This is a genomic window from Flavobacterium sp. KACC 22763 (assembly GCF_028736155.1).
In the GTDB taxonomy this organism is placed as follows: domain Bacteria; phylum Bacteroidota; class Bacteroidia; order Flavobacteriales; family Flavobacteriaceae; genus Flavobacterium.
Map to the genome: position 1 here is coordinate 5,346,204 of NZ_CP117879.1, position 19,149 is coordinate 5,365,352.

A 19,149-nucleotide genomic window follows, 5' to 3' on the forward strand; every position below is an offset into this window, starting at 1 on the left:
ATAGATTTGGGGTTAATTCATTTTATCAAATATAAAGTTCTACTTTTTAATTGAAAGAAATTTTTTAAGATTTTTTGACGGTATTTCTCATTTCATTTTCTGCATTTCTAAAATATTCAATTTTGTGGCTAAACATAAAAGCCATATTGGTAGCTCGCATTTTGGCTTCTTCTGTTATTGGCCCAGCAAATTGCGAATCTATTGTAGAATTAAAAATAGCAATCCAACGGTCAAAGTGTGTTTTGTCTACCGGTAATTGTTTGTGCGGAGGAAAAGGTGTTCCAGAATAAGCGCGAACATCAAATAAAATGGTTTGCCAGAAATTGTACATTTTTTGAAGATGCGGTTCCCAGCGATCTTGCAATTTATCATTAAATATCGGCCCGATTAAATCGTCCTTTCTAACATTTGCATAAAAGCTGTTAACCATTTGCTGAATGTCTTCTATTGTCGAAATATCTTTTAAAGCTGTCATTTTATTGTATTTTAAGTAAGCTGCAAAAATACAATATATCTTTCTTTTACTTCCCTGATAAATGTCATATGCCCTTTATTTGCTAGGTAAAATCGCGTTTTGTAAGGAATTGTATAGATTTTTTATTTTATGATGAGTTATTTTGATTTTAACGGGTAAGTTTTTTATGATTTTTAATTTTTTAAAATATTGTTGTTCAGTGTTTTGAAAAACAGTAAGATGAGTTTTTGTTATATCAGTTTTTTTAATTTGATGTGTATTTGTAAAGTTAAAAAATTGAGAATGTTATAAAAATACTCATAATATTGTGCTGTTTTAGTAAAATAAAACTGAATAAATAAGAAAAAACTAATTATCAAACCAAAACCACAAAAGAATGCACAAAACTACTCAAACACCTACAATTCGGGTAAGTAAAGCGTTGAAACTACTATGTTGCGGTACGCTTTTATTCATGAACAGCTTAAATGCTCAGACGGTAACTCCTTTTATGACTACAGGAGATCAAACAAAATTATTGCAACAACAGGCAACTGTAAGTTTCGGAACCAATTCGGGAACCAATCCTTCAACTGTAACAGTAAATGCAGGAACGACCTATCAAACCATGGACGGATTCGGTTACACACTTACCGAAGGAAGCTGTGAAGTCATTTCTGGAATGGCAGCGACACAGCAAAACCAACTGTTGAATGATTTATACAATCCGACAACGGGATTAAATGCAAGCGTAGTTCGTATTAGTATTGCAGCTTCAGATTTAAGCAGCTCGTCTTACAGTTATAATGAAACTTCGGGCGACACCAACATGAACAATTTCAGCTTAAACGGACCTGATTTAACTTATTTGGTTCCAATCCTTAAAAAAATCTTACTCATTAATCCTAACATCAAAATCTTGGCAACGCCTTGGTCTGCACCAAGATGGATGAAAACCAACGGATCTTGGGTTGGAGGCTCTCTGCAAACGCAATATTATGCAGCGTATGCAAAATACTTCGTAAAATATTTTGATGCTATGAAAGCACAAGGTATTAATATTTGGGCAATTACACCGCAAAACGAACCAGAAAATCCAAACAATGAACCAAGTATGCTGATGAATTCTACAGAACAAAAGAATTTCATCAATCAACAGCTTGGGCCTCAGATGGCTGCCGCGGGTTATGGGAATATTAAAATTATTGCTTTTGACCACAATTGCGATAATACAGCTTATCCGATTGATGTTTTAAATAATAGCTCTTATGTTGATGGAGCGGCATTTCACTTGTATTTAGGAAATATTTCAGCAATGTCAACGGTAAAAACTCAAACCAATAAAAACGTTTATTTTACAGAACAATATACGGGTTCAGGCGGAAGCTTTAGTGGAGATTTTGGCTGGCACATGCAAAACGTTGTTATTGGAAGTACAAATAACTGGTCTAAAACAGTTTTAGAATGGAATGCGGCAAACAATTCAAGTTTAGGCCCTCGCACTCCTGGAGGATGCAGTACTTGTTTAGGCGCTATCACGGTTAATAATAGTACTAGTTATACTAAAAATGTAGCATATTATATTATTGGTCAGATTTCTAAATACGTGAAACCGGGTGCAGTAAGAATTAATTCTTCAAGTACAAGCGGTAGTATTGCTGCGGTTGCATTTAAAAACCCTGATGGTTCAACTGCACTTGTAATTTATAATTCAGGCGGATCATCAAATACTATAAAAGTAGTTTCGGGATCATCAGCATTTAATTATGCAGTTCCAGCGTCTTCTGCGGTTACTTTTACTTGGGGAGCATCAAACCCAGTTGCGGTTACGGGAGTTAGCGTAAGCCCAACTTCTGCAACGCTTACGACAGGTCAGTCACAGCAATTGACAGCAACAGTTTCTCCTAGTAATGCTACAAATACTGCAGTAAATTGGAGTTCAAGCAATACTTCTGTGGCTACAGTAAACTCAAACGGATTGGTTTCTGCAATTGCGGCAGGAAATGCTACAATTACTGCTACTACTGTTGATGGAGCAAAAACTGCAACGAGTGCCATTACTGTAACGGCAGGTTCAACAGGCTTTCCAGGCTATTATAACATTATTTCAAGAAACAGTAATAAAGGTTTAGATGTGGCTGATAATGCAACTACAAGCGGAAGCAGAATTCAGCAGTATGATATTACAAATGGAGGAGGAAGCAACCAAAGATGGAAGTTTGTTTCTGACGGAAGCGGGAATTATTATATTATCGTAAAATCGACAGGAATGTATTTGGCTGTTGAAAACAACGGAACAGCTGATGGGTTAAAAGTACAGCAAAAAACGTTCTCATCTTCAAATGAATTTAAATGGACAGTAACAAGTCTTGGTACAGGATATTACAAAATTATAAATGTAAACAGTGGCAAATCGCTTGACGTTGAAAATGTTTCTACAGCAAACGGTGCCAATATTCAGGTTTGGGCTTACACAGGAGGTCTAAATCAGCAGTGGCAGTTGGTGCAGGTTGAATCTTCTGCAGCAAAAAGTGCTTTAGCCGCGCAAACAACTGCAGTTGAAAATACAAGTTCAAATGACATGACCATTTTTGTAAATGAAGCAGATGATTCTTTAAAAATTGATACTAATCATGAAGGAGATGCAGAAGTACAGGTTTTCAATATTACTGGACAGCCAGTTTTAAAGAAAAACGTAAAATTTGTAAAAGGAAATCAAGCTGAAGTAGAAATTTCTCGATTGCCAAAAGGCGTTTACATTGTAAAAGTTAACGATAGTAAAGGTTCTTATTCGAAAAAAATCTTGAAGCAATAATTACAATCCACACAATTCAATTAGTAATTTGTATTGAATGTGAAAAGGCTGTCATCCCATCTGACAGCCTTTGTTTTTTATTTTATCCGATCAATTGTGTAAACAAATCCTGATTGTCATTCAGATATTGAAACTCAAAACCATTTTCGGTCATTTTCAATTTAATTGGCATAATATCATTTTTGTTTTTCAATTCTAAACCAACCACAACAGAACCTACTTCACGACTATTTTTCTTCGCAAACTGAAAATATGTAATATCATCGTCTGGGCCTAAAATATTATTGACAAATTCTTTTAAAGCTCCTGGTCGCTGTGGAAACTGAATCATAAAATAATGCATTAAACCTTCGTAAAGCAAGGAACGTTCTTTTATTTCGGCTGTTCTTTCAATGTCATTATTGCTTCCGCTTACAATGCAGACCACATTTTTGCCTTTTATTTTATCTTTATAAAAATCCAAAGCAGCAATTGTTAGTGCTCCCGCTGGTTCTACAACCATTGCTTCTTCGTTGTATAATCTCAAAATTGTAGTGCAGACTTTTCCTTCTGGAACCAGAATAATATCTTCTAAATTATATCGGCAGATTTCAAAAGTTTTGTCGCCAACTTGTTTTACTGCTGCACCGTCTACAAATTTATCGATTGATTTTAGAGGTGTATTTTTATTTTCTTCAATTGATGTTTTCATCGAAGGAGCACCTTTTGGTTCAACGCCAATGATTTTTGTATGCGGACTTAAATGTTTGAAAACTTCAGACAATCCTGAAGCTAGTCCGCCGCCGCCAATAGGAACAAAAACATAATCTATTGGTTCTTTAAAACTTTCTAAGATTTCCAATCCTACAGTTCCTTGACCAGCGATTACTTTTTCATCATCAAAAGGATGAATAAATGTTTTGTGATTTTTGATAGCATCAGCCGTTGCAGAAGCATAAGCATCATCAAAAGTATCTCCCGTTAAAACAATTTCAACAAACGATTTTCCAAATAATTGAACTTGTTTTACTTTTTGTTTTGGAGTAGTTTTTGGCATGTAAATTTTACCATGAATCTTTAAAAGATTGCAAGAATAAGCGACTCCTTGAGCATGATTTCCTGCACTGGCGCATACAGTTCCGTTTGCTTTTTCTTTTTCGCTTAACGAAGAAATCTTATTGTAAGCACCCCGAATTTTATACGAACGCACAATTTGTAAATCTTCTCTTTTTAATAAAATAGTCGATTCAAATTCGTCTGAAAGATTTAAATTTTGCGTTAAAGGCGTTGCAGCAACTACATTCTCAAGATGCTTTTGGGCATTAAGTACTTCGTCAAATAAACTCATGATGTTTTTCGTTTTGCCACGAATTACGCGAATTGACACTAATTTTATTATTTTTAGAAAAAAAAATAATTCGTGCTAATTTGTGTAATTCGTGGCTATTTAAAATTATTTTTAAAATAAAAAACCTCCCAATTGGGAGGTTTCTATAAATTATATTTTACAAACTTATATAACACCTCGCCATTACTGCTGAATTGCAATAATGCTAATAATAGCGATAATAATGTTGTTAAAGTTTGTCATTTTCTTTACTGATTGAAGCGCAAATGTATTAATTATTTCTGAAAAGTTCGCAACTATTTAAAGTTTTACAAAAACTGAAAACTGTCAACTGCGACTGAAAACTATTTTTTAACTGGCGGATATTGAGCTAAAATTTTAGCAACGAATTCAGCAATCTTTTCATCTTTTTTATCGATGTTTCTTGTCAAAGTTCCAACTCCTTCACCTTGCCAGATCATTTCTTTCTTTTTAGCATCGATTAAATCAATATACAAAGTGCCTTCCGTAGAAGTAGAAACTGTAGTTTGTCCTCCGTACATCATGTAAGGATTCCAACCCCAGCCCCAGCCATAACCCCAGCCAGCAGTAAATTGGTTTACATCTACTTGCTCTCTTGATTTTGTAAAAATGTTTACCAGCAAGTCAGGATTTTCACTTTTGGTAAAACCTTTAGCCTGCATCTGATCATCAATTGCACGTAGAATTCTTCTTTTGTCTAAATCTGATATTTCAACCTTGTCAATTCCGGGCTTAAAATAGGCATACGTTTTATAAGGCGTAAAATCGACAGTTTTGTCATAATCAGAATAAACGGTCACAGTACTGCAAGAAGTAAGTATCAGCAGTAGCAAAAACGGAATTAACTTAAGTGTTTTCATATTTCTAAGAATTAATGTTCTTTTTTAAATCTGCCAGGATGAGCGTAGTCAAAGCCCTTTCGTCTCTATAAGCCTTCGACTTCGCTCAGGATGACATTACGTTATTTTAAAGCAAACTTTCATCGACTAGATTAGGTAAAGTTACTTTTAATAATGGCTCAACTTCCATGGCACGTTTTATCGCAAAAACAGCACCTTCATTTCTAGCCCAGCTTCTTCTGGAAATTCCGTTGTTAACATCCCAGAAAAGCATTGAAGCTAAACGCTTTGAAGCCTCAGTAGAGCCATCAAGAACCATACCAAATCCACCATTTATAACTTCTCCCCAGCCAACTCCGCCGCCATTGTGAATAGAAACCCAAGTTGCTCCTCTGAAGCTATCTCCAATTACATTATGAATCGCCATATCGGCAGTAAAACGAGAACCGTCATAAATATTTGAAGTTTCTCTGTAAGGAGAATCAGTCCCAGAAACGTCGTGGTGATCGCGTCCTAAAACAACTGCGCCAATTTCGCCTTTTGCGATTGCTTGATTAAAAGCTTCAGCGATTTTAATTCGTCCTTCAGCATCTGCATAAAGAATTCGAGCTTGAGAACCTACAACCAGTTTATTTTCTTGCGCACCTTTTATCCATTTGATATTATCCTGCATTTGCTGCTGAATTTCATTTGGAGCAGTTTCTGCCATTTTCTCTAAAACTTCACAAGCAATGGCATCAGTTTTTAATAAGTCTTCAGGTTTTCCAGAAGTACAAACCCAACGGAAAGGACCAAATCCGTAATCAAAACACATTGGTCCCATAATATCCTGAACATAACTTGGATATTTAAAATCAATATTATTTGCTGCCATTACATCAGCACCAGCGCGAGAAGCTTCTAGTAAAAAGGCATTTCCGTAATCAAAAAAGTAAGTTCCTTTTGCAGTGTGTTTGTTAATAGCATCTGCGTGACGGCGTAAAGTTTCCTGAACTTTTTCTTTGAATAATTCTGGATTATTTGCCATCAAATCATTTGCTTCTTCAAATGAAATTCCAACCGGATAATAACCTCCAGCCCAAGGATTATGAAGCGAAGTCTGATCTGAACCTAAATCAATTTTGATGTTTTCCTGATCGAAACGTTCCCAAACATCCACCACATTTCCTAAATAAGCAATGGAAACGGTTTCTTTATTGGCTTTCGCCAAAGCTACTCTGTCAACCAATTCGTCTGTAGAAGTTACCACTTCATTAATCCAACCTTGCTCGTGACGAATTTTGGTGATTTTCGGATTTACCTCGGCACAAACAGTAATACAACCAGCAATATTTCCTGCTTTTGGTTGTGCTCCTGACATTCCGCCAAGCCCAGAAGTTACAAATAAACTTCCTTCTGGATTTTGTTTTATTTTTCTAAAACCGTTTAAAACCGTAATAGTTGTTCCGTGTACAATTCCCTGTGGGCCAATGTACATATAACTTCCCGCTGTCATTTGTCCGTATTGTGAAACTCCTAAAGCGTTCATTTTTTCCCAATCGTCTGGTTTAGAATAATTAGGGATTACCATTCCGTTTGTTACTACAACTCTTGGTGCTTCTTTATGAGAAGGAAACAATCCCATTGGGTGACCTGAATACATTGTCAAAGTCTGCTCATCTGTCATTTCAGACAAATATTGCATCGTCAATAAATATTGAGCCCAGTTCTGAAAAACAGCACCGTTTCCGCCATACGTAATCAATTCGTGCGGATGCTGCGCTACAGCATAATCCAGATTGTTCTGAATCATGTGCATAATCGCTTTTGCCTGCAATGATTTCCCTGGATATTCGTCAATCGGTCTTGCGTACATTCTGTAATCTGGACGAAGACGGTACATATAAATACGGCCGTATGTTTCTAATTCTTCTGAAAATTCAGGAAGTAATTCGGCGTGGTGTTTTGGATCAAAATAACGCAAAGCATTTTTTAGAGCCAGCTTTTTTTCTTCTGCCGAAAGAATTTCTTTTCGTTTCGGAGCATGATTAATTGCTGGATCGTATGCCTGTTTTGGAGGTAATATAGAAGGTATTCCTTGTTGTATTTGTTCTTTGAAAGTCATTTTTTTTTAAGATTCTAAGGTGCTGAGGATCTAAGATGCTAAGATATTGCAGTTAGATTAACAGCAGATTAATTTTTGGTTTTTTATAAAATTATGTCGCCCCGCTGGGGCTTAAATGTGACTGACGGTTAATTGGTTCTATAAATATTTAGCTCCTCTGGAGCTGATAAAATAAAGCCTTGGAAAGGCGAAATATTTATAAAAAACAGTAACTCCAATATAAAAGCTCCAGCGGAGCGAAATATCAGCCGAGGAAATTGGAATTTATTTTAATTATCCCATTTTCAAAGTGACTCATTGATAAATTGTCACATTTTCTAATTAAAAAAAAACTAAGGATAACGGATATCCGACCTATGATAGGACTTGTGGATTTTAATCCTGAATTTTCGTGAATGGATATCCATATTAATATTTTAGATTGTTGATTTTAAATTTTAGATTGGAATTTGGAATTTAAAAATTGGAATTTATTTAAATTATCTAATTCGTTTTTCTTCTTATTTCTCCTGTTCGTTTGTCAAATCCATACGGACAATGGCGGCAGCCACTTTTACAGCAGTAACCACGTTTTAAATGATGTTTTTCAGTAAAGCATTTGTAACCTTCAGGCGTATAGTAAAAATCTTCGCCTTCGATTAATTTATTTTCATTACTTTGCTCTTTCATAAATCTGCTTCGCGTTCTTTTTCGAATAATTAAAAATCAAAAATAAAAATATTTGATTATGATTTTATTGAAATCGAACAATTTTATAGCTACAAATTTATAAATTTTACAGCCAATGTTTCTGATTGTTGCCAAATATTTAATTCCGAAAGGTTATCGAGGAATGGCTGTATTTCCGTTTGTTTTGGTTAAATATGATTTTGATAAAGCAAATGGAGTTTTTGTCAATCATGAAAAGATACATTTACGTCAGCAATTAGAAATGTTAATTCTTCCATTCTTTATTTGGTATGTTTTTGAGTTTTTAATTCGTTTCATCCAATACAAAAACAAAGATTTAGCGTACCGAAATATCAGTTTTGAAAGAGAAGCCTATACAAACGAAACTGATTTGAGTTATCTCAAAAAAAGATCATTTTTTCAGTTTCGGAATTACATGAAAAACAATAAGCTTTAAGCATAAAAAAAAAGATATAAATTGTCACTTTTGACTTTCGACTTTTGACTTTCAACTTTAAAAAATGAACCCAGTTTTCAATCAACATATAAATATCAATTTTCCGAATCATATTTCTTTGACAATAAAGCGCGAAGATCTAATTCATCCTTTTGTATCAGGAAATAAATTTAGAAAGTTGAAATACAATTTACTTCAGGCTAAAGCCGAAAACAAAGACACTTTATTGACTTTTGGCGGAGCTTTTTCCAATCATATTGCTGCAGTAGCTTATGCAGGAAAAGAACAAGGTTTTAAAACTATCGGCATCATTCGCGGAGACGAACTTTTAGATAAAATACAAGAAAATCCAACTTTAAAATTTGCTCAAGAAAACGGAATGCAGTTTGAGTTTGTTTCGAGAGAAGAGTATCGTTTAAAAAGTGAAGAATCTTTTATAGAAAAGTTGCAAGATAAATTTGGCGATTTTTATCTCGTTCCCGAAGGAGGCACAAATGAACTTGCTGTAAAAGGCTGTGAAGAGATTTTGACAGATGAAGATTCGGTTTTTAATTACGTTTGCTGTGCTGTTGGAACAGGCGGCACGATTTCGGGATTAATTAATAGTTCGCTGCAAAATCAGAAAATTTTGGGCTTTCCAGCGTTAAAAGGTGATTTTTTAACCGATGAAATTCGTATTTTTGCAAAAAAGGATAACTGGAATTTAATTTCTGACTATCATTTTGGAGGATATGGCAAGATAAATTTAGAATTAATTGAATTTATTAATGCTTTTTTTGAAGAAACAAAAGTGCCCTTAGATCCAATTTATACAGGAAAGATGGTTTTTGGCGTTATAGATTTAATAAACAAAAATTATTTTCCTGCACATTCAAAAATTTTACTCATTCACACAGGCGGATTGCAGGGAATTGATGGAATGAATATAAAGCTGAAGCAGAAGAAATTACCAATACTCAAAACCAATGATTAAAAAAATTGTATTACTTCTCGTAATATTAGCTTTAGCAAGCTGCTCTTCTAGTAAGCCTGCCATCGCGACGACTAAAAAAGCGGCAGCAGTTCAAACTCGAACGGCAGCAACAAAAAGAAGTACTCCTACTAAACCAATCGGTAAAAATTACCCTTCTACAAATAATACAACTGAGGTTATTCAATCTACATCTAAAACAGTTGTTACCAGTGATTTGATTAATAATTATGTGTTGCAATACAAAGAAATTGCAATGGGAAACATGAAGACTTACGGAATTCCTGCGAGTATTATTCTGGCGCAGGGAATTTTAGAATCTGGTGCAGGAAGAGGAGATTTGGCTGTAGATGCTAATAATCATTTTGGAATAAAATGTCATAATGATTGGCTAGGAGAAAGTGTTCGCCATGACGATGACTCGGCTCAGGAATGTTTTAGAAAATATCCGCAGGCATCAGAATCGTATAGAGATCACGCTTTATTCTTGGTTGGAAAAAAACGATATGCTAGCTTATTCACTTACGAAAAAGACGATTACAAAGCTTGGGCAAAAGGACTGAGAGCTTGCGGTTATGCAACAGATCCTAAATATCCAGATAAATTAATTAGTTATATTGAAAGATATAATCTGCATCAATACGATTGTCAGGTTACAGGAAGAAATTATGTGCCAATAAATACTTCGGCTCCGCCAAAAAAATCATCTTATGATGTTGCTTCTGATCCAAAGATCAATATGAATCAATACGATCCGAATTTGTATGAGGTTCAAAAAGGAGATACGCTATATTCAATTTCAAAGAAATTTAATTTATTAGTTGAAGATTTAAAAAAGAAGAATAATCTAACCGATAATGCGATTTCGATCGGGCAGAGACTTAAGGTTAAGTAATTAAGTGGGCAGTGTTCAGTTTTTAGTGTTCAGTCTAAGTTTTCAAACAATCTAAAAAAAAATCCAAAAATAAGTTTTCAGGTTATAGTCTAAAATCTGAACTCTAAAATCTAAAATAAAAAATGTTATACAAAAGAAGTAGTCAGCTTTTTGCTGAAGCAGAAAAAGTAATTCCAGGAGGAGTAAATTCACCAGTAAGAGCGTTTAAAGCGGTTGGCGGAACTCCGATTTTTGTAAAAAGTGCTAAAGGTGCATATTTATATGATGAAGACGGAAACAAATTAATAGATTATATCAACTCTTGGGGACCAATGGTTTTAGGCCACGCTTATCAGCCAGTTGTTGATGCTGTAATCGAAAAAGCAAAACTGGGAACTTCATTTGGAATGCCGACAGAATTGGAAACAGAAATTGCAGCTCTAGCCGTTTCTATGGTGCCGAATATTGACAAAATACGTTTTGTAAATTCAGGTACAGAAGCTTGTATGAGTGCAATTCGTCTAGCTCGCGGATTTACAAAAAGAGATAAAATCATCAAATTTGCTGGTTGTTACCACGGACATTCAGATTCATTTTTGATTCAGGCAGGAAGCGGCGCTGTAACTTTCGGATCTCCAAACAGCCCTGGAGTTACAGAAGGAACTGCAAAAGATACTTTATTAGCAAAATACAATGATTTAGAGAATGTAAAAACTTTAATTGAAGCTAATAAAGGAGAAATTGCGGCGATTATTATCGAAGCAGTTGCAGGAAATATGGGATGTATTGTGCCTAAAGAAGGTTTCTTGCAAGGTTTAAGAGACTTATGTACTGCAAACGGAATCTTATTGATTTTTGATGAAGTAATGACAGGTTTCCGTTTAGCACGTGGAGGAGTTCAGGAATTATACGGAATTGATGCTGATATTGTCACTTTCGGAAAAGTAATTGGTGGAGGACTTCCTGTTGGAGCTTTTGCTGCACGCGAAGAAATCATGAATTATTTAGCACCTCTTGGACCAGTTTATCAGGCAGGAACATTGTCTGGAAATCCTTTGGCGATGGCTGCGGGATATGCAATGTTAAAAGCTTTAGATAGCGATAGAGAAATTTTTACTCGTTTAGAAGAAAAAACAGCGTATTTAGAAGCCGGAATCGATAGAGTTTTAAAAGAAAATAACGTTGTATTTACAATCAATAGAGTAGGTTCTATGATTTCGGTTCACTTTGATGCAAATCCGGTAACCGATTTTCAAACTGCTGCAAAAGGGGATAACGAAACGTTTAAGAAATTCTTCCACGGATTATTGCAAGAAGGTGTTTACATTGCACCATCTGCATACGAAACGTGGTTTATTACAGATGCGTTGACTTACGAAGATTTAGATTTTACAATTAATGCGATCGATAAAGTTTCGAAAACATTTTAAATAACAAAAAAGAGGCTTCAAAAGCCTCTTTTTTTTATGCATCAAATTAGATTTTATCTTTTTGACGCTCTTTCATTTTATCTCTCATTTTGTCTTTTTTCTCTTCTTGCAGCGCTTTCCATTTTGTGTATTGATCAGCTTTTAAGATAGATTTCATTTTAGCATCATTTGCTGCGACTTCGTCTTCCATTTGTTTTTTGAAAGCTGCTTTTTCTTCAGCAGTTGGTTTTGTGTTACTGTCTTTTTTTTCTTTTCTAGCTTCTCTAAATTTTTCGGCTTTTGCACTTCGATCTGCTAAAAGCTGTTTTACCTGCGCCTGCTGACTAGCATCTAAATTTAATTCTGTCGTCAGTTTTTGAAGCTGTTTCTCATTACGCTGTTCAGGCGTCATTCTTTCTCTTTGCTCACGCGCTGGTTTTTGATCCATGTCTTGTGCAAAACTCGCTATTCCAACAAATAGCATAGCTGCGATAAATAATTTTTTCATATTCAAGTTTTTTAATTGTTTTCAGATTAGACTTTATTAAAATCTTTAGGTTTAATCTTATATTTAAAATTATGTTTTATTTAACAGATTGATTTTTAGTTTTTTTTTTGAAGAATGAATTTAAATTGGAATTTTGAGAATAATAGATTAAGCTTAAGTTTGTAAAAAAAGTATAAATTATGAATCATAAATTTTGGGGAGAAATTCAAGAAGACTGGGCAGGAATTTCAGGCAATAAGCTTTTTAAAATTTCTTATTTTAAAGATGATGAAATTCAAGTTTTTTTAGGAGAAGAATTTGATGAAGATGGAGAAGAAATTGAAGAGCTTCCAACAAATGAAGAATTAGATGGTTTTGAGAAAACGTATAGCAGTTTTTTAGAAAATATTGATGATATTATTCTTCAAATAAAAGAAGAAGCTTTTCTTCGCTATAAAAAGATTTATGCAAAATATTATGAGGATTCAAAACAGTCGGGAGAGGAGCCTTTAAATATTGATACCAAAGAAAAACATTTTGAATACATTAAAGAATTACTATACGTAAGGATTTTAAAAGGAAATGAGATTAAAATGCCAATTCGTTATGATTTAGATACAGAACATGGTATTGAAATTAAATTAAAAGATAATAAAATAGTAGCAGTTGGTGGAATAGCAGAGACATAAGATAATTAAGGAGCTTAATAAGCTCTTTTTTTATGTCTTAAATTACTTTAAAATAAAATCCGTAATTTTAAGGAACTATTCAAAATCAAATTTATGGAACCAAGTAATAGCAAAATCGCCTTTTTCTCTACTCAGCCTTACGATAAAACGTTTTTTAATAAATACAACGAAGGCTTTGGTTTTCAGTTGAACTTTTTCGAAACACAGTTAAATCCTCAGACAGTAGCTTTAATTGAAGAGTGCGAGATTGTTTGTGTTTTTGTAAATGACATTGTAAATGAAACGGTTATTAATCAATTAGCAGAAAAAAAGGTAAAAATAATTGCTTTACGTTGTGCTGGATTTAATAATGTCGATTTGGAAGTGGCTAAAAAACATGGAATAAAAGTTTGCCGTGTTCCCGCATATTCGCCTCAGGCAGTTGCCGAACACGCCATGGCAATGATTTTGACTTTAAACAGAAAAACGCATAAAGCCTACAACAGAGTTCGTGAACAAAATTTTTCTTTAAACGGATTATTGGGTTTTGATTTATTCGGGAAAACAATTGGAATTATAGGAACTGGAAATATAGGAAAAGCATTTTCTAAAATTGCATTAGGTTTTGGCTGTAAAGTTTTGGCTTATGATATTGTGGAAAGTGAAGAAATGAAAAAGGACGGTGTTTCTTTTGTAGGTTTAGAAGAGATTTTTAAATCAAGTGATATTATTTCGCTTCACTGTCCGCTAAATGAGCAGACGAAGCATGTTATCAATACGACTTCTATTTCTTTTATGAAAGACAGTGTTATGATTATCAATACAAGCCGTGGTGGATTAATTGAGACTTCATCGGTTATTGAAGGTTTAAAAGAAGGGAAAATTGGTTATTTAGGAATTGATGTTTATGAACAGGAAGAAAAACTGTTTTTTAGAGATCTTTCTGCAGACATTATTCAAGATGATGCAATTCAGCGTTTGATGAGTTTTCCAAATGTTTTGGTAACGGCACATCAGGCGTTTTTTACCAATGAGGCTTTAACGCAGATTGCTTTGGTGACATTCAATAATATAAAATCATTGCTGACTCAAAATGATATTGAAAATAAAGCGGCATTGCTGGTGTAAATTATAACGAATTTAAAATATAGGATTATGAAAAATAAGATTTTAATTCTAATCGTACTTCTGGCATTGAGTTCTTGTCAGAATAAAGACAATTCGAAAAATATTGTAAAAACAATTGTTCAGGATACATTGTCTAAAACACTTGGAGGAACTGCAGATTTGAGTGAAGTTACTTCAAAAAAAGATAAAGCAGTAGAGTTAATCCGTAAACAGTTATTGGTTTTATTAAAGAATGATATTCCTGCATTGACAAAAGAAGATCGTTATTTTTATTATGATGCTTTTGATTTAAATAACGATCAGAAAAACGAATATTTTGTAGGTTTCTCAAATCCATATTTCTGCGGAAGCGGAGGCTGTTCGGGTTATATTTTAAAAAATGATGGAAGCGTAATCAATCGTTTCACTGTAACCGATTTTCCTATTTATGTAACCACTTCATCAACAGAAAAATTTTATGATCTTATATTTGAAAGCGGAGGAAAATTTCATCTTCTAAAAATGAAAGGCGGAAAATATCCATCCAATCCTTCTGTTCAGCAAATTATAAAAGGCGATGTCCCAAAAGAAAGCACAATGGTTTTGGATATTCAAGGGGAGAAATTGGAGAAGTATTCTTTTTAAAAAATAAACCCGACAGATTAAAAAAATCTGTCGGGTTTATTTTTTATTTTTTTAGAATTTTAGAAAGGATTTTAGGGTTTCTTCTGTTGTCCCAAAATGCTATAACAATTAATTCTTTTGGCGTTACTTTATAAAAGATATTATAATGTCCTAACGTTGAGGTTCTGATATCTGGAAAGCTGGTTTTAACATAAATCTCAGGATTTTCAACTAAGAATTTAGTTCTTTGTGTTATTTCTAAAACTAATTTTCTTGAATACGTTTTTGACTTGTTTCTTTTGTTCCAATAATTCAATATTTTTCTTCTTTGATTAACTGCAGTATTAGTCCAAATTATTCTGACAGCCATTCTAGATCTTCTTTATCTAAATCTTCTTGAGAAATAACCCGTCCATATTTTATATCTTCTTCACTTTCTCTTAGCATATCCAATTCATATTGTTCAAATTGATAAACATCTGAAGGATCTGCATTTTTTAAAAGATTTCTGATTTTTTCTAATAGACTAACATCTTCAACATTTTTTAGTTTATCAAAAATTTCTAGTTTTATTTCTAAAGTGCTCATAATAATGCATTTTAATTAATCAAAGTTATGTAAATAAAACGAAAAACCCGATAAGTTATAAACCTATCGGGCTGTATTTATAATAAAATAAGACACAAATTATCCCACCAATTCTACAAATTTAAACTCTCCGTCAACAACGACTTTAGTTAAACCGTGTTTAGATAAGTTTTTCATAGACGCGTCCCATTTTTTACCGCTTAAGTTAGCTGTGATTTTTAGCTGCGTTAAATCCATTCTATTTTCATTTTTGGTAAGCAAGTCAATGATGAATTTTTCTTCATCAGAAAGTTCGATTTGAGCTTGTTTTTTCTCAGGACGCATTTGTGGGAATAATAAAACTTCTTGGATAGAAGCATTATTCGTCAAATACATAATCAAACGATCCATTCCAATTCCCATTCCAGAAGTAGGAGGCATACCGTATTCAAGAGCTCTTAAGAAATCTTCGTCGATAATTCCGTTTGCTTCATCATCACCTTTTGCTGCCAAACGCATTTGATCTTCAAAACGCTCTCTTTGATCAATTGGATCATTTAATTCAGAATAAGCATTTGCGATTTCTTTACCGCAAACCATTAATTCAAATCGTTCCGTCAAATCTGGATTATCACGGTGCTCTTTACAAAGCGGAGACATTTCTTTTGGATAATCTGTAATGAAAGTTGGCTGAATATAATTTCCTTCGCATTTTGCTCCAAAAATTTCATCAATCAATTTTCCTTTACCCATTGTTTCGTCAACCTCGATTCCCATTCCTCTAGCAGCTTCAAACAATTCTTGTTCTGTTTTTCCAGAAATATCAAAACCTGTAAAATGTTTGATAGAATCTGTCATGGTAACACGAGCGTAAGGCGCTTTAAAATTGATTTTGTGCTCGCCAAAAGTAACTTCACTAGTTCCGTTAACGGCAATTGCACAATGCTCCAATAAACCTTCAGCAAAGTCCATCATCCAGTTGTAGTCTTTGTAGGCTACATATATTTCCATTGCAGTAAATTCAGGATTATGTGTTCTGTCCATTCCTTCATTACGGAAGTTTCTAGAAAACTCATAAACACCTTCAAATCCACCAACAATTAATCTTTTTAAGTATAACTCATTTGCAATACGCATGTAAAGCGGAATATCAAGCGAGTTGTGGTGCGTAATAAATGGTCTTGCAGAAGCTCCACCAGGAATTGACTGTAAAACTGGGGTATCAACTTCTAGGTATCCTGCAGTATTAAAATACTCTCTCATTGCAGTGAACAATTTAGTTCTCTTAAGGAAAGTTTCTTTTACTTGCGGATTTACAGTTAAATCTACATAACGCATTCTATAACGTAATTCAGCGTCATTGAAAGCATCGTGTACTTTTCCGTCTTCGTCAACTTTTGGCAATGGCAACGGACGCAATGTTTTACTCAAGAAAGTAAAACCAGTAACACGAATACATTTCGCACCCACTTGCGTAGTAAACAATTCACCTTCTATACCAATAAAATCTCCTAAATCGGTTAATTTTTTGAATACTTGGTTGTATAAAGTTTTATCGTCACCTTCGCACAAAACATCACGATTCACATACAATTGAATACGTCCTTCACTGTCTTGTAATTCAGCAAAACAAGCTTTACCTTGATCACGAACACTCATCAAACGTCCTGCAACGATAACCTTCTTACCTTCCTCAAAAGTTTCCTTTATCTGCTTCGAAGTATGATTTACAGGAAAAAGATTAGCTGGATAAGGATTGATTCCCAGATTGCGTAAGTTTTGAAGTTTTTCTCTTCTGATGATTTCTTGTTCTGATAATGCCATTTTGTGCTCTGTTTTTTAAGTGTGCAAAGATAAAGAAAAGAATGTAGATTTTTTAATGCAGTTTTTAGATTTTTTGAAGCAGCAATTTATTGGGTTTCAATCAACTTTAGTCCCGCTATACATTTCAATCTTTCGTGCCGAACCCCGGCACAAAAGGATTTCCATTTCTATCGGGGCTAGATTAGAAGTTTTTGTTTTTCATAAGGTTAAAAAACGAAAAATATTTCTGTAAGAAATCGACTAGAAAAAACTTTGTATCTTGGCCACTTAAAACCTTATCTTCTTAAAAAAAAAATGAAATATTTATCTGTTTTTCTTGTGCTAATTTCTTTTGCAAGCTGTCAAATTACAGAAACAATTACCATAAAATCAGACGGAAGTGGTACTGTAGAAATAGAACAGATTCGAGAAGAAAACAGTTATATGCAAATAGCAGGAGAAGAATATTCTAAAGAAAATGTTTTTCAGGATACAACCTATATCTTTCAAGATTATATCAATAAATACAACGAGAACTTCGTAAAGTATAAAGCAGAAGAGCAGCAGTTATTTCAAAAATATGCTAAAGTAAAAGTGCATTTAAAAAGAAGCTCTTTTGAAAAAGAATATAAAAACGAACTTTCGCTTCATTTTAATACAGTTTCAGAAATTCCCGATTTATACAAGACCGAAAATTATGCATCAGACATTCATCATAATTATGCTTTATCTGCAGAAAATCATTATTATAGAATCACGTATGATTTTGATGGGAGAACTTTTAAACGTTTAGTTTCCATTATAAATGTTGCTGAATTTGAGAAAGCAAAAAGAGAATCAGAACAATTTGTTGCTAAATATGGCGCTTCAAATTTGGTTCAAAATTATACTTTAAAGTATCATTTCCCGATGAAGATAAGATCTGTTTCCAACTCAAAAGCGACTATTGGCTCAGATGGAAAATCTTTAACCTTAGAGTTTCTGATTTCAGATTTTTTAAGAGATCCTGAAGAGACAAATCTGGAAGTAGTTTTAGAATAAAAACCTCAAATAATTCTTAAAAGAAAGTATCTTCGCTTGAATAACTTAAACCTAAATTATGAAAAGAATTCTACTTTGCTTTTTTATTGTATTTTGTATTACAAGCTGTACGCTTAAGGAAAAAATGATCTTGAATGAAGATGGATCTGGAACTTTGTCTTATGGTTTTGATATGTCACCGATGTATAAGTTAGGAATGAAAAAAGCAGATTCTGCTAAAGTCAATAAAGTCTTAGACACTACTTTTACTTTCAAAGATGTTCTTGCTAAAATAAAAGACAGTATTTCTAAACTGCCAAATGGAGATAAAGAAAAACTTGCGCAGCTGGAGAAAGAAAAAGAGAAACTTGAACTTCTGGAGAATTTTAAAGTAAGCATAAAGGTAAACGACGAAAAAAAGCAATTTGAATATAGTATGGCAATTGATTTTCCTAGTGGAACAGATTTTAAAACTATTGCAACACCAGCTGAAAGTTTAGAAGCGCTGGCTGCCACTGATAAAAAAAGATTAGGAGCTCTAAGCGCTGCTCCAAAGCCAGAAGAAAAATCAACGGCCACTATTTTTTATGATGGCAAAGTTTTTATTAAGTCGGTAACACCTTCTAAAGATGATAAAAAAGCTAAAAAGAAAAAAGAAGCTAAGAAAGAAAAGGGCGATGATCCATTTTCAAAGAAAATAGAAGAAATGATGAAGGAATGTAAATATATAGCAGAATATCATTTTCCTAAAAAGATTAAAACCGTGTCAGTTAAAAATGCCGTAGTAGCAGAAGATAGAAAAAGCTTTACTGCCGAAATTCCATTAGGCAATATGCAGGAAAGCAGTGTCGATTTTGGTTTCAAAGTTGAATTTGAGCAATAATTGGAGGTTTTCAATAAAATGCATTTTTAAAAATAGTCTTTGTATCTTTGA

At 33.7% G+C, this 19,149-nt stretch carries 19 protein-coding genes; 10 read left to right on the top strand and 9 right to left on the bottom strand.

Going from position 1 to position 19,149, the window contains the following annotated elements; translation table 11 throughout:
- Positions 1–64: 64 nt before the first annotated feature.
- Positions 65–475 (bottom strand): group III truncated hemoglobin, encoded by a 411-nt coding sequence (locus tag PQ463_RS22590; RefSeq protein ID WP_008466991.1) that lies wholly within the window; start codon positions 473–475, stop codon positions 65–67.
- Between the two features lie 376 nt (positions 476–851).
- Here PQ463_RS22590 and PQ463_RS22595 point away from each other — a divergent pair, with 376 nt between their 5' ends.
- Positions 852–3,269 carry an RICIN domain-containing protein gene (locus tag PQ463_RS22595; RefSeq protein WP_274255595.1) on the top strand — a complete coding sequence of 806 codons (2,418 nt, stop codon included), beginning with the start codon at positions 852–854 and terminating at the stop codon, positions 3,267–3,269.
- Between the two features lie 82 nt (positions 3,270–3,351).
- On the opposite strand, the gene ilvA is transcribed toward PQ463_RS22595, so the two are convergent.
- The 4 genes from ilvA to PQ463_RS22615 all read right to left on the bottom strand — a co-directional run bounded on the left by ilvA (position 3,352) and on the right by PQ463_RS22615 (position 8,229).
- A complete protein-coding gene (gene ilvA, locus PQ463_RS22600) occupies positions 3,352–4,596 on the bottom strand; it encodes a threonine ammonia-lyase IlvA (protein WP_274255596.1) in 1,245 nt (414 codons plus the stop codon).
- 344 nt (positions 4,597–4,940) lie between these two features.
- Entirely contained in the window at positions 4,941–5,477 is a 537-nt protein-coding gene (locus PQ463_RS22605; RefSeq protein WP_201998209.1) for a DUF4136 domain-containing protein, read from the bottom strand.
- 106 nt (positions 5,478–5,583) lie between these two features.
- A complete protein-coding gene (gene hutU, locus PQ463_RS22610) occupies positions 5,584–7,560 on the bottom strand; it encodes a urocanate hydratase (protein WP_274255597.1) in 1,977 nt (658 codons plus the stop codon).
- A 483-nt stretch (positions 7,561–8,043) separates the two neighbouring features.
- On the bottom strand, positions 8,044–8,229 hold the full coding sequence (locus tag PQ463_RS22615) for a C1orf53 family protein (protein ID WP_111377387.1): 186 nt from the start codon (positions 8,227–8,229) through the stop codon (positions 8,044–8,046).
- A 115-nt stretch (positions 8,230–8,344) separates the two neighbouring features.
- Here PQ463_RS22615 and PQ463_RS22620 point away from each other — a divergent pair, with 115 nt between their 5' ends.
- From PQ463_RS22620 to hemL, 4 genes are all read left to right on the top strand, one after another.
- Entirely contained in the window at positions 8,345–8,686 is a 342-nt protein-coding gene (locus PQ463_RS22620; protein ID WP_274255598.1) for a hypothetical protein, read from the top strand.
- A 64-nt stretch (positions 8,687–8,750) separates the two neighbouring features.
- Positions 8,751–9,659 (top strand): 1-aminocyclopropane-1-carboxylate deaminase/D-cysteine desulfhydrase, encoded by a 909-nt coding sequence (locus PQ463_RS22625; RefSeq protein WP_274255599.1) that lies wholly within the window; start codon positions 8,751–8,753, stop codon positions 9,657–9,659.
- Positions 9,652–10,551, top strand: a complete 900-nt coding sequence (locus tag PQ463_RS22630; protein ID WP_177210668.1) for a glucosaminidase domain-containing protein — start codon at positions 9,652–9,654, stop codon at positions 10,549–10,551. Before PQ463_RS22625 ends, PQ463_RS22630 begins: the two co-directional genes overlap by 8 nt.
- 122 nt (positions 10,552–10,673) lie before the next feature.
- The gene (gene hemL / locus PQ463_RS22635) at positions 10,674–11,960 is read left to right on the top strand and encodes a glutamate-1-semialdehyde 2,1-aminomutase (protein ID WP_274255601.1); all 1,287 of its coding nucleotides are present in this window, start codon (positions 10,674–10,676) and stop codon (positions 11,958–11,960) included.
- Positions 11,961–12,006: 46 nt separating this feature from the next.
- On the opposite strand, the gene PQ463_RS22640 is transcribed toward hemL, so the two are convergent.
- Entirely contained in the window at positions 12,007–12,447 is a 441-nt protein-coding gene (locus tag PQ463_RS22640; RefSeq protein ID WP_274255602.1) for a DUF4890 domain-containing protein, read from the bottom strand.
- Between the two features lie 179 nt (positions 12,448–12,626).
- Between PQ463_RS22640 and PQ463_RS22645 the strand changes: the two genes are divergently transcribed.
- The 3 genes from PQ463_RS22645 to PQ463_RS22655 all read left to right on the top strand — a co-directional run bounded on the left by PQ463_RS22645 (position 12,627) and on the right by PQ463_RS22655 (position 14,846).
- Positions 12,627–13,115: a DUF6985 domain-containing protein gene (locus PQ463_RS22645; protein WP_274255604.1), complete on the top strand. Its 489-nt coding sequence runs from the start codon at positions 12,627–12,629 to the stop codon at positions 13,113–13,115.
- Between the two features lie 93 nt (positions 13,116–13,208).
- Positions 13,209–14,222, top strand: coding sequence for a 2-hydroxyacid dehydrogenase (locus PQ463_RS22650; RefSeq protein WP_274255605.1), 1,014 nt, complete (start codon positions 13,209–13,211; stop codon positions 14,220–14,222).
- 27 nt (positions 14,223–14,249) lie between these two features.
- Positions 14,250–14,846: a hypothetical protein gene (locus PQ463_RS22655; RefSeq protein WP_274255606.1), complete on the top strand. Its 597-nt coding sequence runs from the start codon at positions 14,250–14,252 to the stop codon at positions 14,844–14,846.
- Positions 14,847–14,889: 43 nt separating this feature from the next.
- On the opposite strand, the gene PQ463_RS22660 is transcribed toward PQ463_RS22655, so the two are convergent.
- The 3 genes from PQ463_RS22660 to lysS form a co-directional block, all read right to left on the bottom strand.
- Complete coding sequence (locus PQ463_RS22660; protein WP_274255607.1) at positions 14,890–15,195, bottom strand: type II toxin-antitoxin system RelE/ParE family toxin; 306 nt, start codon at positions 15,193–15,195, stop codon at positions 14,890–14,892.
- Positions 15,180–15,413, bottom strand: coding sequence for a hypothetical protein (locus PQ463_RS22665; protein WP_274255609.1), 234 nt, complete (start codon positions 15,411–15,413; stop codon positions 15,180–15,182). The genes PQ463_RS22660 and PQ463_RS22665 overlap by 16 nt, the downstream gene beginning before the upstream one ends.
- A gap of 99 nt (positions 15,414–15,512) precedes the next feature.
- Positions 15,513–17,216 carry a lysine--tRNA ligase gene (lysS, locus tag PQ463_RS22670; RefSeq protein ID WP_111377396.1) on the bottom strand — a complete coding sequence of 568 codons (1,704 nt, stop codon included), beginning with the start codon at positions 17,214–17,216 and terminating at the stop codon, positions 15,513–15,515.
- A 294-nt stretch (positions 17,217–17,510) separates the two neighbouring features.
- Here lysS and PQ463_RS22675 point away from each other — a divergent pair, with 294 nt between their 5' ends.
- Together PQ463_RS22675 and PQ463_RS22680 are read left to right on the top strand one after the other, a co-directional pair.
- Positions 17,511–18,236 carry a hypothetical protein gene (locus tag PQ463_RS22675; protein WP_274255610.1) on the top strand — a complete coding sequence of 242 codons (726 nt, stop codon included), beginning with the start codon at positions 17,511–17,513 and terminating at the stop codon, positions 18,234–18,236.
- Between the two features lie 58 nt (positions 18,237–18,294).
- A complete protein-coding gene (locus PQ463_RS22680; protein WP_274255611.1) occupies positions 18,295–19,098 on the top strand; it encodes a hypothetical protein in 804 nt (267 codons plus the stop codon).
- Positions 19,099–19,149: the final 51 nt, after the last annotated feature.

What these genes read in the sequence shown, in the direction of transcription:
- ilvA (WP_274255596.1), bottom strand. Translation starts at nt 4,596, where the DNA reads ATGAGTTTATTTGACGAAGTACTTAATGCCCAAAAGCATCTTGAGAAT.
- PQ463_RS22650 (WP_274255605.1), top strand. Translation starts at nt 13,209, where the DNA reads ATGGAACCAAGTAATAGCAAAATCGCCTTTTTCTCTACTCAGCCTTAC.
- hemL (WP_274255601.1), top strand. Translation starts at nt 10,674, where the DNA reads ATGTTATACAAAAGAAGTAGTCAGCTTTTTGCTGAAGCAGAAAAAGTA.
- PQ463_RS22605 (WP_201998209.1), bottom strand. Translation starts at nt 5,477, where the DNA reads ATGAAAACACTTAAGTTAATTCCGTTTTTGCTACTGCTGATACTTACT.
- PQ463_RS22665 (WP_274255609.1), bottom strand. Translation starts at nt 15,413, where the DNA reads ATGAGCACTTTAGAAATAAAACTAGAAATTTTTGATAAACTAAAAAAT.
- PQ463_RS22660 (WP_274255607.1), bottom strand. Translation starts at nt 15,195, where the DNA reads ATGGCTGTCAGAATAATTTGGACTAATACTGCAGTTAATCAAAGAAGA.
- PQ463_RS22675 (WP_274255610.1), top strand. Translation starts at nt 17,511, where the DNA reads ATGAAATATTTATCTGTTTTTCTTGTGCTAATTTCTTTTGCAAGCTGT.
- hutU (WP_274255597.1), bottom strand. Translation starts at nt 7,560, where the DNA reads ATGACTTTCAAAGAACAAATACAACAAGGAATACCTTCTATATTACCT.
- PQ463_RS22595 (WP_274255595.1), top strand. Translation starts at nt 852, where the DNA reads ATGCACAAAACTACTCAAACACCTACAATTCGGGTAAGTAAAGCGTTG.
- PQ463_RS22615 (WP_111377387.1), bottom strand. Translation starts at nt 8,229, where the DNA reads ATGAAAGAGCAAAGTAATGAAAATAAATTAATCGAAGGCGAAGATTTT.
- PQ463_RS22625 (WP_274255599.1), top strand. Translation starts at nt 8,751, where the DNA reads ATGAACCCAGTTTTCAATCAACATATAAATATCAATTTTCCGAATCAT.
- PQ463_RS22640 (WP_274255602.1), bottom strand. Translation starts at nt 12,447, where the DNA reads ATGAAAAAATTATTTATCGCAGCTATGCTATTTGTTGGAATAGCGAGT.
- PQ463_RS22630 (WP_177210668.1), top strand. Translation starts at nt 9,652, where the DNA reads ATGATTAAAAAAATTGTATTACTTCTCGTAATATTAGCTTTAGCAAGC.
- PQ463_RS22590 (WP_008466991.1), bottom strand. Translation starts at nt 475, where the DNA reads ATGACAGCTTTAAAAGATATTTCGACAATAGAAGACATTCAGCAAATG.
- PQ463_RS22655 (WP_274255606.1), top strand. Translation starts at nt 14,250, where the DNA reads ATGAAAAATAAGATTTTAATTCTAATCGTACTTCTGGCATTGAGTTCT.
- lysS (WP_111377396.1), bottom strand. Translation starts at nt 17,216, where the DNA reads ATGGCATTATCAGAACAAGAAATCATCAGAAGAGAAAAACTTCAAAAC.
- PQ463_RS22645 (WP_274255604.1), top strand. Translation starts at nt 12,627, where the DNA reads ATGAATCATAAATTTTGGGGAGAAATTCAAGAAGACTGGGCAGGAATT.
- PQ463_RS22620 (WP_274255598.1), top strand. Translation starts at nt 8,345, where the DNA reads ATGTTTCTGATTGTTGCCAAATATTTAATTCCGAAAGGTTATCGAGGA.
- PQ463_RS22680 (WP_274255611.1), top strand. Translation starts at nt 18,295, where the DNA reads ATGAAAAGAATTCTACTTTGCTTTTTTATTGTATTTTGTATTACAAGC.